Consider the following 16,212-nt stretch of genomic DNA (forward strand, 5'->3'; position numbering starts at 1 on the left):
TGCTACGACTTGAACATTCCTTTAATCTCTTCTAACATTTTAATTTGTTTTTTCACAGATTCAGTTTGGTTTAAACCGCGTTTGATAGTGATACCTTCTTCTAGGACATTTGTAAGCATCTCTTTAGCTGCAGGATTTTCCATATCTTTAGCGATTTCTTTGAGTGATTTAGCTAATAATTCTACGTGTGAAGTATTATCTAAATGCATTGCCCATTCATAACCTTTTTTGAAGTTGGCAGCGGTATCGGGGTTATCTTTTTCAAAGAAAGGATAGTATATGAAATAAGGAAGTATTGCAGGGAGATATTGCTCCATTTGGTTATCTACAATTACTCCTGATAATCCTGCTAATTGGTCGGTGTCAAAATCTTTGATGCTTCCTTTTTCAAGGATACTCTTAGCGCGTGCGGGCTCGGTGCGAGCTATACCATTGATAGCAGCATTTTTGATAGCTCCTGAAGGAGATTCAAGGTTTTTCTCGAATATAGGAGTATATTTCTTTTTGTCCTTAGAGGTTGCCAATACCCACATTGCTGCTGATTTAGCTAAGTTTTGAGGATCGGAAGAAGCAATTTTTTCAACTATAGCCATTTCTTTGGTATTGAGATCGTAGTTGGCAAGTTTTTGCAATGCTAGTATGCGCACTTGGAAGAAAGGATCTTTAAGAGCCGCAATTAGAATATCTTTGCCATCGGGTTCCATAGGGGCACTTACAGCTTGCAATCTGCTTTTGAGTGATTTGGCGTGTTGCATTTGGAATAAATACTCAGCCCACGATTTTTGGTATTGCTCATTCATCAATATTACACCTTCAGGGTTGATGTCTACGAGAGTAGGCATCTTTCTCATTGGGAAGGTGAAAACATTCTCTTTGCGAGCATCTACCCAAACAGTGTGTCTCATCACGCGATTGTTGATATATAAATCTATATCCAATGGGAATTGGAACAAGAGGTCTTCACTTTGTGTTTGTATCACTTTTAGGGTGAGTTTGCCTCTGCTGAAACTCTTTTCTACATTCACCACAGGGTTACCATTGTCAAAATACCATTGGTTGAAGAACCAGTTGAGGTCTTTACCACTTACTTTTTCTAATGAAAGGCGTAATTGGTGAGCTTCGCCAGTACCGTATTCATTGGTTTTGAGATAATCGGTAAGTCCTGCAAAGAAAGCAGCATCGCCCAAATAATTGCGCAACATGTGTAGAATAGCTCCTCCTTTGTTGTAGGAAACTAAATCGAACATATCTTCACGAGAATCATAACCAAAACGCACTAAATCTTTTATAAAATCGTTGGGGCGGTGCTGGTATTGGAGGGTGTTGTTGCTCAAGTGGTATTCAGCGACATCTTTGCCGTATTTGTGCATCAACCACAAGTACTCGCTGTAGTTAGCAAACGACTCGTTTACAGTGAGGTTTGACCAGCTTTCGGCAGTTACTAAATCACCAAACCAGTGGTGAGCTAACTCGTGTGCAATAATAGGCTCCCAATAATTTTGGTCGGCTAAAGCACCTGCTGTTTGATAAGCACTTTCGGCGTGGCTAACGGCTGTAGTATTTTCCATTGCCCCACTCACAAATTCGCGTACTACCATTTGGGCATATTTAGACCAAGGGAAATCGTAGCCAAAACGTTCGGAGAAGAAAGTAATCATTTCGCCTGTGTTGCCAAATATCTGTTTAGCAACAGGTTCGTATTCTTTTTCAACATAGTATTCAATAGGGACATTACCACGCCAAGGAGTATCTTTAACCACGGCAAATTCTCCTGCTCCCATAAAGAAGAGGTAAGGAGCGTGAGGTTTATCCATCACCCAATAGTCGGTACGCATATTACCTTTCTTGTCACTGCTTTTTAGCAGACCATTAGAAAGGGTAACAAAGCTTTCGGGCACAGTGATTTCAATTTCTTGGGTTGTTTTTTGGTTAGGCTTGTCAATAGTAGGGAACCAGCAAGAAGAACCTTCGGTTTCACCTTGTGTCCACACTTGGCGCATAGGTTTATCGGGTTCTCCTTTAGGGTTGATGAAGTAGAGCCCTTTGGCATCAGTAATCGCTAAGCTACCCTTATCGGTTACTTTCTCAGGCTGAGCTGTGTAGCGGATATAGATGGTGTAGGCTTCATCTTTTTGGTAGGTTTTGTTGAGTTTTATTTTTAGCAAATCGTTTTTATAGCTGTAAGAAAGCCCACGTTGTTTGCCATTTTGGTCTAAGGCTACCTTGTGGATAATCATTGCCTTAGCATCGAGGATAAGGCTATCGGTAGCATAAAAATAAGGGGCGGCAGTGAGCCATTCTTCCCCGTTGAGGGTTTGGTTGTTAAAGTTGAAACTTACCTTTAACTTGGTGTGCTTCAAGGCAGTTTTCTTTTCAGGAGTTGCACGGTAAAGACTTCTACCCGAAGTATCGGTTTGTGCAAAAGTGTAGCCCGCGAGCAATAGGGCAATGATGGTAAAAAGTGTTCTTTTCATCGGTTTATCTTATTTGCTTGAAATATACTGATAATTTATTTTTCAAGGGATGATTTCAACCGCAAAGATATATCTTTTTACTATTATAGCGAAATAAAACGCTAAAAAATTACAATCGCCCTACTTCTTCAAGTTCGTTTGTATGGACTTCTTTGGCTTTTCCAAACTGATAAGTGAGGTTTAGTTTGACTTGCCGGCTTTCGCTATTGCCATAAGCATAAAGGTCTAAGTTAGGCAAATGGCTTTCGCTATCCCAGCGCTGGGTGTGGAAAATATCGGTAAAACTGAGGGTAGCTGTAAGGCGATTGTTTAAGAAAATGCGCTGTACCCCAAGGTCTATACCGCCTGAAGATTTGGCTATTTCGTTGATGCCCGCTAATCTGCGCGAATTGTAAACCGCTGTGAGCTCTCCTTTGAGTTGCCAAGGCAAACGAAAGTAATTTTGCATTGTTAGGCTGTACTGCCAACGATTGAGGTGTAACTCACTGCCTTCCAAAACAGTGCCTTTGTTCTCTATATAACTGAGATTAGGAGTAAGGGTCGTTTGGCAGCCGTTACCCCAATTCAGTTCTTGATAGAGTGAAAAGAGCAAATGGTGCTGACTGCCTATATTTTTAGGAATTGAAATGATCTTGTTGTTTTGAAAAGGCTCACTGATACTGCTGAAAAAGTCGGTAGAGTAACTGTAAGTCATTGTGAAAGAAGTTTTTTTGTACGAAGCTGAAAGCGTAGCTTTTTGTATTTTTTCGGGAGCTAAAAACGGATTTCCTTTCCAATACGACAATTCGTCTAAAAGGTATTCAAACGGGTTGAGATTTTGGTATTCAGGTCGGTTGATGCGAGTGCTATAGCCTGCAAACAGCTGTAAGTCATCGTTGTATTGGTATTGTAAACTCAGGGTAGGGAAGAAGTTAGTATAGTGTTTTTTATGCTCTTGCTGGCTGTTTCCACTGCCCTCAATAGGCAATAAAAGTCCGTTAGAAAAAGTAGTCTCGTTGCGCACGCCTACCTCAGCAGACAGGTGGTCGGTAATAGGGTAGTGATATTGCGCATAAACAGCAAAAATATGCTCTTTGAAGTCGAATGCATTAGAGCGGTTTACATCTATAATGTTATGGGTAGCCAAGTGTCTGTAAAACTGAAAGCTATTGTCCGAAAACACTTGTGAGTACTTAGCTCCTGCTGTAAGGCTGCCACCCCATAGCGGTAATTCCGAACGAAAAGAAATAGCGAAGATATGTATTTTGCGGTCGTTTTCGGAAAGATATAACTCGTGAGAAAGCACATTGCCCGCAGGTGAACGATAAGTATTAGGTTGCCAATTTCCTGAACCACCATCGAAAAAAGCATAATCTATATCTAATTGGTAACGTTCGTTATCGGAAGGTGCAAAAGTGTAATAAGCATTGGCACTGTAGCGGTTAGCTTTTTGCATAAAGTAATCGTTGTAGCCTGATAATGTTTTTTCCAATACATTGGCAGCATTGAAAAAGCGAGTGGTTGTGCTAGTAGTTCCTTTGCCAAATAGGGTGTTGGCAGAGAGTTGCACACCTAAAGTATGCTGTTCATCGGGCAAATAGTCATAACCAATATGTCCTGCAATAGTTTTGCGTTTTTCGGTATCATCGGTGGGACTTTCATAACGCAAGCCATTTTGTAGGCGCTCGCTGCCGTAATCCATTGCATAATGCCCTAACTGATGATTGTAACCCAAACGCAAAATACCTTTTTTTACGCTGTGTTGCAGTTGGAGTTCCGTATTTTGGCGCAGATTCCACCAATACGACAGCCCATTGTTCAATGAGAAGAAGGTACCTTCCACCGTTTTTTTATCTAATACGATGTTCACCGCACCTGCTCCCCCTTGAGCCTCGTACTCGGCAGGAGGGTTGAGCAATAATTCCGTTTTTTTGATTTGCGTCATTGGAATAGATTTCAGATAACTCGCCAAATCGTCGGGTTGCATATAGGTAGGTTTCCCATTGATGAGCACCAACACATTGCTTTTCCCGCCAATGCTCAGGTGATTTTTGCTATCTACTACTACATTGGGAGTACTTTTTAGCGCATCGAGAGCCGTTCCAGAGGCGTGTGTTAGACTGTTTTTAGGTGAAAACACAATCTTGCCCTGTTCCATATATACCACAGCTTTCTTTTGAGGAGCTGTAATGACTACTTCTTCTAAAGCAACTGATGTTTTTAGTTCGATAGCAAGCATTTCAATAGACTTGTTCAGCTGAAAAGGTTCGCCTGTATACGACAGATAGTCGTTAGTACCTTCAATATAAATACGCAATTTGCGAGGGGAAGAAGTAAAGCTAAAGAGACCGTTAGCTTCGGTAATAGGTTCACTTACAATAAAGTTTGTATCGGCATCTAATACTTTGATAGCCACATTGGCAATGCCTTCGAGTGAAGCGTTATGCACAAAACCTTTTACGGTGTATTGTGTTTGTGCAGAAAGGGTTGTGAGTGTGCATAGTAGGCACAATAAGAAACTCAATCTTTTCATTGTACAATAGTTGTTGGTGAATAATGGTGCAAATGTAAAAAAAAAACACACTCTACAAAATAAATGTGTTTTTATTGTGATTCAATGGTTTTTATAATATGCGCTAATAGTTGCAAAAATACTTTTCTATCGAAATTATTGTTTAGAATAGTGCTGCCTACAGCGTTGTACCACCATTGTTCCTCAATAGCTGTTTGCATTGCTTTGAGTTGTGTTACAATAGTTTCGGCAGAGAGTCCTACAAGTGCCTTGTGGATATCCTCAGGCATAAACGAAAACGCTTGAATACCACAACACTCCCTAACACATTCTACCTCTAACTTATCAAAAAATGTATTTAGCGGTGCAATATAAGGGTCGAGATCTAACAGCTTCCCATTGTAATCTACTGGGAGTTCTTCGATAAAAAGGTTATTGCCGATGAGGATGGGCATAGGGGGAGATTAATGTTTTTATAGAATGATTGAATCACTATATATCATATTTTTCTCTTAGCTCTAATTTTTTAATTCGGGATAAAATAGCTCCCCTATTTCTTCCAAAGATGTCACACAATTCTTTTACCGTTGTCTTTTCACAATAGAGTAACTCTAACTTATCATCATCTTCTTTTGCCCATTTAGCATAAGCATTAGGATGAGCTTCCCTTATTTTTTCAACAGAATAGGACTTTTTATCGTATTTGTCAAAATTTTTTATGTAATCAAAACTTTGAACAGTGAGGCTAAGAGGAATTAGATAGCTTTCACCTGTATTTATCTCTTTATTTTCTTCTTTTTTTAATAAACCTATGTTTCTATAGATCTCATTTATAGAAATAAAATAAGGGTTATCTTCTTTCAAAATGTTATTTTCTCTTTTATAAATTGCGATTATAACAGGAGAATTTATTATTTTTTGCATATTGAAATGCTTTTCAAATTCGTTACAATTAAAATAGAAAACATCTTGATTATTTTTTTTATAAAAAGTTTTGCATTTTACTTCTATCTCAATATTACCATAATTTCTAACTAGAAAATCCCCTCTTTTAATTGCTTCAAATGGTGTTTTAGAAATTATATATTGCTCAAAACTTTTTTGATCCTGGGATATTTGTTCTAAAATAAGTCCATTTTCTTTACCTTGATTTTTAAAAAGTTCTTGAGCTCTTAAGCCTGCAATAAACCAAGATTGAGAATAATTTTTAAATTTTGATTCTTTTAGTTTTATGGGAATATTTGTAGGATCTCCTTGATAGATAATAGAATTTTCAGTGATTATTATTTCCGAAGAAAGTAATTCAGCCTCATCTTCAAAGAAGTGATGAAAAAAGCCTTTTTCTGTAATATTGATGATATGATATCCCATAGTTAAATTAGTTTTATTGGTAGCTACTGTTTTATTTAACAGATTCTTACACTCTATTATGTTGTATTTTATAGGTATAAAATGTAAGTTTTTAGTATTTATTAATTCTCTTATATTTTCCAGATTGATTTTCCTTCAAAAATGATATTTATAAGTAATTAACCTTTATTTATTTCAATAATTAATCTATTAAATAAACTATTATTTTTTTGTTGAAATTCAATAATTTTTGTTTTTGAGTTATCAGAAAAAATAATATTTTGTTCCAAATTAAAACTACTAATAAAATCTTCATTTTCTGTAATAAGTTCCCTTAATTCATTTTGATAAGGGTTTAGTATATTTTCATCTATTTTATAGATTTCATTTATAGTTCTCATTATATCTATCACCTTTATATTCATCAATTTAAACCACGGTATTACCGATTTTACTCTAGTATTGTTTGAATATAAGTTATTTAAAAAAATCTTATATTCAGATCTTATATCTTTAATTTCAGTAATAAAATGGTCTTTTAAAACTCTTTTATTTGTTAGACGGTTTTGAATAGTTATAACAAGCCAAATAGATAGAGATGAATTTATAATTATTCCTATAATACTAATCCAATCAGATATAGAAACTCTCTCTAAAAAATCTGTGGTTGTTTCCATACTTTTGATTGAATTGTATTATTAACTAAACGGAACCATTTTTCGTGCAATTTTGTTACAACAGGTTCTTCATTTTTAATTCTTCTTTGCTCCCATTGTTGATAAGTTTGTTCTTCTATCATATTTTTCCAATGAGGCTCTTCATTGGAGATAATTTCAATATTTTTCTTTATTATATCTAATGAAAAATCAAATACTAAATTACCAAAAGCTTCATCTAAGAAAGATGAGGCATATCCTGCTGTTCCGTCAATATTTATAATGAGTTTTTCATTTTTCTCATATGCTTCTTTAAAAGAATTATTTAAAACAGAATGATAAAATTCTTCTCCTGATTTTTCACTAATTGAGCAGTGACGAAGTCCTGGATATTCTGAAAAATCTTTAATACTAATATTCATCTTTTTACTTTATTTATTTTTTATACAATCTTTATTTATTTCCCATTGATAAAAAGTTCCTTTAAATCTTGGAGAACCTTTTACAAAAGTTTTTGAGTTATTTTTATTATCAAAATGTAAAATAACATTATTAGTCAAAACTTTTAAATTTAATATCTTTCCTTCTTCAAATTGAGTTTTTATAGATGGTAATCCTTTATTTCTATTACTCTCTCCAGAAGAAGAGTCATATTTTTTATCAAATGCTCTTTCTAAAATTTCATTCTCAGACCTTAGAAATAGTTTATCAGCAATTTTCTTACCAAACTTTCTATGTAAAGTATTTAAAATTCCTTTTCCTACATCTGTTACTGTAAATATAGTTTTGTTATTTTCATATTTAATTCCTAAAAGCCATTGTTTTTCATTAGTACCACTCCATTCTATAGAATTTCCACATATTTCTAATATAATTGATTTTATATATAATAGATTACCTTCTTGTCCTGTTAAATGTTTTACAATATTCTTCATAAGAGTTGTTATTTTTCTACTATTCTCTTCTGATAAAACATTTTTACCTTTTTCAAAAAATATTAAGTCAGATTCTTTAGATTTAGGAAAAGGTTTATTATATTGATCATACATGTGATTAAGAAATCCAGATTCTACTAAGAATTTTCTACAAGGATAATTATCAGGGAAGTCTCCTTGTAATATAATATTTTTACTTTTTAAATCATCACTTATTGCTGTTAAAATACTAATAGCTCCATAATCTATGGATTCCACTTGCTTTAATGAAAATCTAATTAAATTAATTTTATCACTTCTTAAAACAGATTCATCACTTCTTATTTTCCTGAAAAAAAGCAAACATTCTTCTGTATTTTCTATTATTCTAAAATCTTTCGGAGCTATTATAGAAATTATTTTTTCTATGTTTTCCTTTTGATTTAGTTTTTTAAACTTTTTAAAAAATAACTTTTTTCTTTTTTTCTTTCTTCTTTTTAAACTCTTTCTAGCTCTCTTAATAAGTATTTTTTTATATTTTAATGTAGTAGATATTTTTTTCATTTTTATATATTTTCACTAGTCATTCAGTTTCAACACCGCCATAAATGCACTCTGTGGGATTTCGACGTTCCCCACTTGGCGCATACGTTTTTTACCGGCTTTTTGCTTCTCTAAGAGCTTGCGCTTACGCGAGATATCCCCTCCGTAACATTTAGCGGTAACGTCCTTACGCAAGGCTTTAATAGTCTCGCGAGAGATGATTTTAGCCCCAATGGCTGCCTGTATCGGGATATCGAACTGCTGACGCGGTATCAGTTCGCGGAGTTTCTCGCACATCTTCTTACCTATATTATAAGCATTATCGGCGTGGATAAGGGCAGAGAGCGCATCTACCGATTGTGAGTTGATAAGAATATCCACCTTTACGAGGTTAGAAGCACGCATCCCAATAGGCGAATAGTCGAATGAAGCATAGCCCTTGCTCACCGTTTTTAGTCGGTCGTAGAAGTCGAATACGATTTCAGCAAGTGGCATATCAAAGTTCAGCTCCACACGCTCAGGGGTGAGGTAGTGCTGATTGGTGATAACACCGCGTTTTTCAATACAGAGCGACATCACCTGACCTATAAAATCCGATTTGGTGATGATGCTCGCCTTGATATACGGCTCTTCCACGCGGTCTAATTTAGAAGGGTCAGGGAGGTCAGAAGGGTTATTTACAATAATCGCTTTTTCGGGTTCTTTTTTGGTAAAAGCGTGGTAACTTACGTTGGGCACGGTGGTAATCACGGTCATACCAAACTCGCGTTCCAAGCGTTCTTGTACGATTTCTAAGTGCAACATTCCTAAGAAGCCACAGCGGAAACCAAAGCCCAAAGCAGCAGAGCTTTCAGGAGTAAACACTAAGGAAGCATCGTTTAGTTGAAGTTTTTCCATTGAGGCACGCAACTCTTCGTAATCTTCGGTGTCTACCGGATAAATTCCTGCAAATACCATTGGTTTTACGTTCTCAAAGCCGTCAATAGCTTCTTTGCAACCGTCTACTGCCGAGGTAATCGTGTCACCCACTTTCACCTCACGCGCATCTTTGATACCGGTGATAAGGTACCCCACATCACCAGTGCTAATTACCTGCTTGGGTACTTGGTTGAGTTTGAGGGTTCCCACCTCGTCGGCATCATAGATTTTGCCGTTGGACATAAATTTGATTTTCTGTCCCTTGCGTATTTCACCATTCATTACACGGAAGTAGGTTTCCACTCCGCGGAATGAGTTGTACACCGAGTCGAATATCAACGCTTGTAGTGGGGCTTTAGGGTCGCCAGTAGGGGCAGGAATACGCTCGATAATCGCCTCCAAAATTGCCTCTACGCCCAAGCCTGTTTTACCACTGGCAGGGATAATGTCATCGGGCGAGCAACCGAGAAGATCTACAATATCATCTTTCACCTCCTCGGGGTTAGCACTCGGTAGGTCTATTTTGTTGAGTACGGGAATGATTTCAAGGTCGTTTTCGAGAGCCAAGTAGAGGTTAGAAATCGTTTGTGCCTGAATGCTTTGCGCAGCATCTACGATGAGAAGAGCCCCCTCGCAAGCAGCGATGGAACGGGATACCTCATAAGAGAAATCCACGTGACCTGGGGTATCAATAAGGTTGAGAATATATTTTTCGCCTTTGTACACATATTCCATTTGGATAGCGTGGCTTTTGATAGTAATACCGCGCTCGCGCTCCAAGTCCATATTGTCTAAAAGTTGGTCTTGTTTTTCGCGTTCAGTAACGGTTTGGGTAAAGTCGAGTAAACGGTCGGCTAAAGTACTCTTGCCGTGGTCGATATGTGCAATAATGCAGAAATTACGTATGTTTTTCATTATAATAAATTAGTCGTTAGCTATTTAGTTGATTGTTGTTAGTACAAGGTAAATCCCACAACTATCAGTAATTAAGGGCGCAAAGGTAGTAAATAATTAGTGAACTAGCAAATTTAGAAGAAGATAGGATTTCAGAGAAGTCTGAGCTTTGGTAACTAAAAATTGTTCGTTGTTATTTGTCTATTGTTTTTTATTTTGTAATTTTGCCGCCAATTAATAACAAAGAGGACAAATTTGTACTGATTGCAACCTCTTGGGGGCACTCCCCAAAAAATGCTAAAACAGTTCTTCTTTACAATGGCGTCCCCTGCTAAATCATAATTATCAATGGGATATTTATTTACCTCTGAGTCCGTTTCAGAAGGACATCCAGACAAAATCGCTGACCAAATTAGCGATGCACTTATTGACAACTTCCTCGCTTTCGACCCCCACTCTAAAGTGGCTTGCGAGACATTAGTAACTACCGGTCAGGTTATATTGGCTGGCGAAGTAAAATCAAACACTTACATCGATGTACAACAAATCGCGCGCAACGTGATTGAGAAAATTGGCTATACCAAAAGCGACTATATGTTTGAAGCCAAATCGTGTGGGGTACTTTCGGCTATTCACGAACAATCACCCGATATCAATCAAGGAGTAGATCGTGGAAAACCTGAAGAACAAGGTGCTGGCGACCAAGGAATGATGTTTGGTTATGCAGTAAACGAAACCGAAAATTATATGCCACTCGCTTTAGACCTTTCACACGCTTTGTTGAGAGAATTGGCTGCATTGCGCCGTGAAAACAAGGAGATTACCTATTTGCGCCCCGATGCTAAAAGTCAGGTAACTCTTGAGTATAGCGATGACAACAAGCCGGTGCGTGTGAACACTATTGTGATTTCAACCCAGCACGACGACTTTAATACCGAAAAGAAAATGCTCCAAAAAATTAAAGAGGATATCGTGAAAATTCTCATTCCGCGTGTGATTAAAAAGTATCCTCAATACGCACCTTTCTTTGACGATAAAATTATTTATCACATCAACCCTACAGGTATTTTTGTGATTGGAGGTCCTCACGGCGATACAGGGCTTACTGGTCGCAAAATTATTGTAGATACTTACGGTGGTAAAGGAGCACACGGTGGGGGAGCATTCTCTGGTAAAGACCCGAGTAAGGTAGACCGCAGTGCGGCGTATGCTATGCGTCACATCGCCAAAAACTTAGTAGCAGCAGGCGTTGCCGATGAAATATTGGTACAAGTGAGTTATGCCATAGGGGTAGCTGAGCCTACAGGTGTGTATGTAAATACTTATGGTACTGCCAAAGTGAACCTCACTGATGGTGAAATAGCTAAAAAAATACAAGAAATCTTCCCATTGCGTCCGTATGATATAGAACAACGCCTAAAATTGCGCAATCCTATCTACAGCGAGACAGCTTCTTACGGACATATGGGGCGTACTCCTGAGGTTGTAACCAAAGTATTCTCATCGCCTTATCACAAGACGAAAACGATAGAAGTAGAGCTCTTTACTTGGGAAAAATTAGATTTCGTTGAAAAAGTAAAAGCAGCATTTTTTTAATTACGAGTTACAAATTATAAATTACGAGTGATAAACTTTGCCAAAATTGAAACTTTGGCAAAGTTTTTTTTATTCTTTTCATTGTTCATTGTTATTTTTTTCTTACCTTTGTGCTATCAAATAAAAAATAGTATGAAATCTTTTTTACCCAATATGTTTTATTATGGCTTTCCTATAGTGCTTCTCAGCACGATAGATAAAGAAGGAAAAGCTAATGTAACTCCTATTTCGTGTAGTTTTACTATAGGTACAAATGCTGTAATAGCCCTTGTTAAATTGAACAAAGTCTATCATAATGTAATGGAAGTGCCTGAAGTGGTATTCAATTTTCCTACAGCGGCTATGTGGGAGCAAGTAGATACAATAGGTCCTTATACCGCTCAAAACCCTGTGCCTGATGTGAAAAAGGATAAATACACATATACAAACGACAAGTTTAGTATTGGAGGATTTACCCAATTACCCTCAGAAAAAGTACGTCCTCCGCGCATTGCCGAGTGCCCTATGCAAGCAGAAGCTATAGTAAAACAAGTGAATGACCGCGATACGTATGCAATTGTAGAGTTGGAAATAGTACAAGTACACGCTGAAGACTATTTGGTGATGGAGGGAGACAAAATCAATCCATTAGAGTGGGAACCACTTATCTATAACTTCAAGCATTATTATGGATTGGGAGAACACAAAGGAGTAAATTTTGGTATCAGATAATGGCTTATCTAAGGTAAGAAAAAAGAAAGCTTTGCAAAACTCTTACAAGGTTTAGCAAAGCTTTTTTTATATTCATTATTGTTATTTGCTAATTATTTTTTATCTTTGCTTCATTAAACAAAAACATTATACAAGATGATGAGAAAAACAGTAAAAACCGCACTGTTGTTTTCGTCGGCAGCACTCATCGTGGCTTGTGGCGGAAATAACAAAAAATCAGAAAATGCAATGACAGACAAAAATGCTGACAAGGGGCTTTCCCTTGCTGAAATGGACACTACGGTGCGTCCGCAAGATGATTTCTACAATTATGTGAACGGCACTTGGGCTAAAACTGCCAAAATACCAGCTGATAAACCTACGTGGGGCTCTTTTCATATCCTCCGTGAGAAAACCGATGAGAATTGCTTGCTTATCTTGGATAACCTCCTCAAAGAAAACTTTGCTCAAGGTACTGAAGGTCAGAAAATAAAAGACCTCTATGAATCGTTTATCGATTGGAAAAAACGCGATGCCGAAGGGCTCAAACCTATTGAGGGACTTCTTACTAAAATTGATAATATCAAAACTCTTGCAGATCTTCAAAAATATCTAGAAGAGGTAACCCCTGAGGGTGAAAACCCTATTTGTGCTTGGGGTGTATATGCCGATATGAAAGATTCTAATATGAATACTGTGTATCTCGGTAACTTTAGTATCGGTATGGGGCGCGATTACTATCAAAAAGACAACAAGGAGAATACTGAGGCTTTACAAAAGTATCAAGATTATGTAATGGCTATCTTCAAAGTGCTCAAAGACGATAAAGCAGCTGAAAAAGCTAAACAAATGGTAGATTTTGAGCGCTCTATAGCCAAACTAATGCTCACCAATGAGGAAGATCGCAATCCTAATCTTAGCTACAACCCTCAAACAATGGCTGAGCTCAGCAAGTTGGTGAAGAATATAAACTTGCCTCAACTTCTTAAAAACGTAGGGGTGAACACTGATAAAGTGGTTGTTTCTGAAATTCGTTTGTACAAACAATACGATAAGTTTATCAACGAAAAGAACTTGCCTCTTATCAAAGATTATCTCAAATATCAATTAGTAGCTGATAATGCGAGCAACCTTACCAAAGAACTCGATGAGCTTTCTTTTAACTTCTATAGCAAAGAGTTACAAGGACAACAAGAACAACGTCCGATGAACAAACGCGCTCTAAGCGTTATCAATGGTATTTTGGGTGAAGCCTTTGGTAAATTGTATGTAGAAAAGTATTTTCCACCTAAAGCTAAAGAAGAAATGGTTACTTTGGTAGACTATCTCAAAAAGAGCTTTGCACAGCATATCAAAGATGTAACTTGGATGTCAGATGCTACTAAAGAAAAGGCTTTGGCTAAACTGAATAAATTTACAGTGAAAGTAGGTTACCCTGATAAATGGGAAGACTACTCTAAATTGACCATTGAACCGGCTGCTAAAACGGTGTATTTTGCTAACTTGCAACGCGTGAGTGAATGGGCTTACCAAAAGAGTTTGGAAAAAGTAGGCAAGCCTGTAGATAAAACTAAATGGGGTATGTCGCCTCAAACAGTGAATGCGTATTACAATCCGTTGTATAATGAAATTGTGTTCCCTGCGGCTATCTTACAACCTCCTTTCTTTAATTTTGAAGCCGACCCTGCGGTGAACTTCGGTGGTATTGGTGCTGTAATAGGTCACGAAATGACACACGGATTTGACGATAGTGGTGCTGAATTTGACGGTGATGGTAATCTAAAAAATTGGTGGACTCCTGAAGATAAAAAGAACTTTGAGAACGCTACCAAAGCCCTTGCTAAACAATACGACCAATACGAACCTGTAAAAGGTGTATTTGTAAATGGTACTTTCACCAGTGGTGAAAACATAGCCGACCTCGGTGGGGTGAATATCGCTTTTGATGCTTTGCAAATGTACTTAAAGGACAAAGGCAATGTAGATAAAATAAGCAACTTCACTCAAGATCAACGTTTCTTTATCTCTTGGGGTACTGTATGGCGTACGCTTTCTACTGATAAATACCTTACAAATCAAGTAAAAACCGACCCTCACAGTCCAGGATATTTCCGTTCATTCGGTCCGCTTGTGAATGTAGATGCTTGGTATAAAGCCTTTGATGTAAAAGAAGGTGATAAACTCTATAAAAAACCTGAAGACCGCGTCAAAATTTGGTAGGTGAGCACCGCACTGATAGTAACACCTACTAATCCGTGCATTGCAACACTCTGCCCTGTAACATACAAATTCTTGATGTGAGTTTGTGGCATAAAAACGCTTTCTATTATATGGTTAGCGTTTTTTTTGTAGCCGTACAATGCTCCCGTGGGGTTGCCTATATAATCGCGGTAAGTAAGTGGGGTAGAGGTGTAGTAATGAGCAATAGCACTTTTGAGTGTAGGAAATTGTTGAGCAACTACATCTAATAAATCCATAGCGCGTTGTTGCTTGAAAACTTCATATTGGTTGCCTCTTGGGTTACCCTCAGTGTTAGTAGTAAAACTATCTTGCCAGCGATGCAATTCATTGGTGTTCATATAGGTAAGGATAGTAACATTATTAGTATACTCCCTGCTGTCCTTTGGTGGATTCATAGAGAGCATATACGAAATCGGGAAGTCGTTAGTAGGGTAATTAGTAGCATGGTAAACACTGTTATTATTCTTAAACCAATACACATTATAAGGCAAGTAGCGAAAAGCATTTGGTTTGAGTACCAAATGCAATGAAAAGGCAGCAACTGTAGGTTGTAAGCCCTGCACGCGTTTGCAAAAAGAAGGCTTAAAAGGTGTTTTGCCTGTGATGTTGAGTAGTTGCTTTACATCTATAGCCGAGATGATTTGTTTTGCAGTAAACCGCTCTCCTTGCTTGGTGAGTACTGTGTTGATACTATTCCCCTCACTGTATTCAAATCCTATGACCTCTCTTTGGTTGAAAAGGTCAGCACCGTACTGGCGTAGTTTTTCAATGAGCAAGTCAGTGATTTGGCTACCTCCTTGTGTGAGTCGCCACGCACTTTCTATATACGAATTAATCGAAAGTGCGTGTACGTATAAAGGTGTCTGCTCATCAGCGCCTCCATAGAGAAAGTTAGAGCCCAATAGCACGGCTTTGAGTCGTTCATTATTGGTAATACTATTAAGGAAATCTAAGAGTTTTAAGGAAAGTGTATGTACATCGTAATCGGCTACTGCTTGTTTATGGTGGTAGAGAGGAAACTTATCGCAAATAGATTGCATTGTGTGGGCGTACTCTTCTAAGGCTTTCTTTTCATTAGGGAAATAGGAGAGGAGTTGTTTTACAAAGTTCTCATACCCCTGAGCGTGAGGATATATTATGTTAGGTGTATCGCCAAAACAAATGCGGTCGTAGCCGTTTATGTCAAGACGTTCTAAGGAAAGATGAGCGGCAATACCCACATCTTTAAAATACTCATATAGTACCTGACCTTCTGCGAGACTTCCTATGTAATGCACTCCTGTATCAAACAGGGTATTATTGCGCACAAAAGTCTGCAAATTACCTCCGTACTGCTGGTTTTTCTCCAACACGCACACTTTCTTTCCTGCTTTAGCCAAGAGCAAAGCCGAAAAGAGCCCCGAAAGTCCGCTACCTATCACCAAAACATCGTATTGCTTCATTGT

Annotated in this window: 12 protein-coding genes; 3 read left to right on the forward strand and 9 right to left on the reverse strand. The window is 37.6% G+C overall.

Annotated features, from left to right (window positions below; translation table 11 throughout):
• Window positions 1–2 precede the first annotated feature (2 nt).
• The 8 genes from DR017_RS05940 to lepA form a co-directional block, all read right to left on the reverse strand.
• Complete coding sequence (locus DR017_RS05940; RefSeq protein ID WP_002677375.1) at window positions 3–2,474, reverse strand: M1 family metallopeptidase; 2,472 nt, start codon at window positions 2,472–2,474, stop codon at window positions 3–5.
• Window positions 2,475–2,583: 109 nt separating this feature from the next.
• On the reverse strand, window positions 2,584–4,986 hold the full coding sequence (locus tag DR017_RS05945) for a TonB-dependent receptor (RefSeq protein WP_002677580.1): 2,403 nt from the start codon (window positions 4,984–4,986) through the stop codon (window positions 2,584–2,586).
• Between the two features lie 71 nt (window positions 4,987–5,057).
• On the reverse strand, window positions 5,058–5,420 hold the full coding sequence (locus DR017_RS05950; RefSeq protein ID WP_002677606.1) for a DUF6331 family protein: 363 nt from the start codon (window positions 5,418–5,420) through the stop codon (window positions 5,058–5,060).
• A gap of 37 nt (window positions 5,421–5,457) precedes the next feature.
• Entirely contained in the window at window positions 5,458–6,336 is an 879-nt protein-coding gene (locus DR017_RS05955) for a hypothetical protein (RefSeq protein WP_002677195.1), read from the reverse strand.
• A gap of 158 nt (window positions 6,337–6,494) precedes the next feature.
• Window positions 6,495–6,992: a hypothetical protein gene (locus tag DR017_RS05960; RefSeq protein ID WP_040360606.1), complete on the reverse strand. Its 498-nt coding sequence runs from the start codon at window positions 6,990–6,992 to the stop codon at window positions 6,495–6,497.
• Window positions 6,968–7,393 (reverse strand): STAS-like domain-containing protein, encoded by a 426-nt coding sequence (locus DR017_RS05965; protein ID WP_002677401.1) that lies wholly within the window; start codon window positions 7,391–7,393, stop codon window positions 6,968–6,970. Before DR017_RS05965 ends, DR017_RS05960 begins: the two co-directional genes overlap by 25 nt.
• A gap of 9 nt (window positions 7,394–7,402) precedes the next feature.
• Window positions 7,403–8,449 (reverse strand): hypothetical protein, encoded by a 1,047-nt coding sequence (locus DR017_RS05970; RefSeq protein WP_002677197.1) that lies wholly within the window; start codon window positions 8,447–8,449, stop codon window positions 7,403–7,405.
• Window positions 8,450–8,464: 15 nt separating this feature from the next.
• Complete coding sequence (gene lepA, locus DR017_RS05975; RefSeq protein WP_002677564.1) at window positions 8,465–10,261, reverse strand: translation elongation factor 4; 1,797 nt, start codon at window positions 10,259–10,261, stop codon at window positions 8,465–8,467.
• A gap of 327 nt (window positions 10,262–10,588) precedes the next feature.
• Here lepA and metK point away from each other — a divergent pair, with 327 nt between their 5' ends.
• The 3 genes from metK (at window position 10,589) to DR017_RS05990 (ending at window position 14,746) form a co-directional block, all read left to right on the forward strand.
• Window positions 10,589–11,836 carry a methionine adenosyltransferase gene (gene metK, locus DR017_RS05980; protein ID WP_002677515.1) on the forward strand — a complete coding sequence of 416 codons (1,248 nt, stop codon included), beginning with the start codon at window positions 10,589–10,591 and terminating at the stop codon, window positions 11,834–11,836.
• A 132-nt stretch (window positions 11,837–11,968) separates the two neighbouring features.
• Complete coding sequence (locus tag DR017_RS05985) at window positions 11,969–12,547, forward strand: flavin reductase family protein (protein WP_002677385.1); 579 nt, start codon at window positions 11,969–11,971, stop codon at window positions 12,545–12,547.
• Window positions 12,548–12,682: 135 nt separating this feature from the next.
• The gene (locus DR017_RS05990) at window positions 12,683–14,746 is read left to right on the forward strand and encodes a M13 family metallopeptidase (RefSeq protein WP_002677149.1); all 2,064 of its coding nucleotides are present in this window, start codon (window positions 12,683–12,685) and stop codon (window positions 14,744–14,746) included.
• On the opposite strand, the gene DR017_RS05995 is transcribed toward DR017_RS05990, so the two are convergent.
• A complete protein-coding gene (locus DR017_RS05995) occupies window positions 14,710–16,209 on the reverse strand; it encodes a phytoene desaturase family protein (RefSeq protein WP_002677284.1) in 1,500 nt (499 codons plus the stop codon). The two genes, DR017_RS05990 and DR017_RS05995, sit on opposite strands and share 37 nt — an antisense overlap.
• Window positions 16,210–16,212: the final 3 nt, after the last annotated feature.

The sequence above is a fragment of the Capnocytophaga sputigena genome, from assembly GCF_900446695.1.
Lineage (GTDB): Bacteria > Bacteroidota > Bacteroidia > Flavobacteriales > Flavobacteriaceae > Capnocytophaga > Capnocytophaga sputigena.

What these genes read in the sequence shown, in the direction of transcription:
- DR017_RS05970 (WP_002677197.1), bottom strand. Translation starts at nt 8,449, where the DNA reads ATGAAAAAAATATCTACTACATTAAAATATAAAAAAATACTTATTAAG.
- lepA (WP_002677564.1), bottom strand. Translation starts at nt 10,261, where the DNA reads ATGAAAAACATACGTAATTTCTGCATTATTGCACATATCGACCACGGC.
- DR017_RS05990 (WP_002677149.1), top strand. Translation starts at nt 12,683, where the DNA reads ATGATGAGAAAAACAGTAAAAACCGCACTGTTGTTTTCGTCGGCAGCA.
- DR017_RS05945 (WP_002677580.1), bottom strand. Translation starts at nt 4,986, where the DNA reads ATGAAAAGATTGAGTTTCTTATTGTGCCTACTATGCACACTCACAACC.
- DR017_RS05965 (WP_002677401.1), bottom strand. Translation starts at nt 7,393, where the DNA reads ATGAATATTAGTATTAAAGATTTTTCAGAATATCCAGGACTTCGTCAC.
- metK (WP_002677515.1), top strand. Translation starts at nt 10,589, where the DNA reads ATGGGATATTTATTTACCTCTGAGTCCGTTTCAGAAGGACATCCAGAC.
- DR017_RS05950 (WP_002677606.1), bottom strand. Translation starts at nt 5,420, where the DNA reads ATGCCCATCCTCATCGGCAATAACCTTTTTATCGAAGAACTCCCAGTA.
- DR017_RS05995 (WP_002677284.1), bottom strand. Translation starts at nt 16,209, where the DNA reads ATGAAGCAATACGATGTTTTGGTGATAGGTAGCGGACTTTCGGGGCTC.
- DR017_RS05960 (WP_040360606.1), bottom strand. Translation starts at nt 6,992, where the DNA reads ATGGAAACAACCACAGATTTTTTAGAGAGAGTTTCTATATCTGATTGG.
- DR017_RS05985 (WP_002677385.1), top strand. Translation starts at nt 11,969, where the DNA reads ATGAAATCTTTTTTACCCAATATGTTTTATTATGGCTTTCCTATAGTG.
- DR017_RS05955 (WP_002677195.1), bottom strand. Translation starts at nt 6,336, where the DNA reads ATGGGATATCATATCATCAATATTACAGAAAAAGGCTTTTTTCATCAC.
- DR017_RS05940 (WP_002677375.1), bottom strand. Translation starts at nt 2,474, where the DNA reads ATGAAAAGAACACTTTTTACCATCATTGCCCTATTGCTCGCGGGCTAC.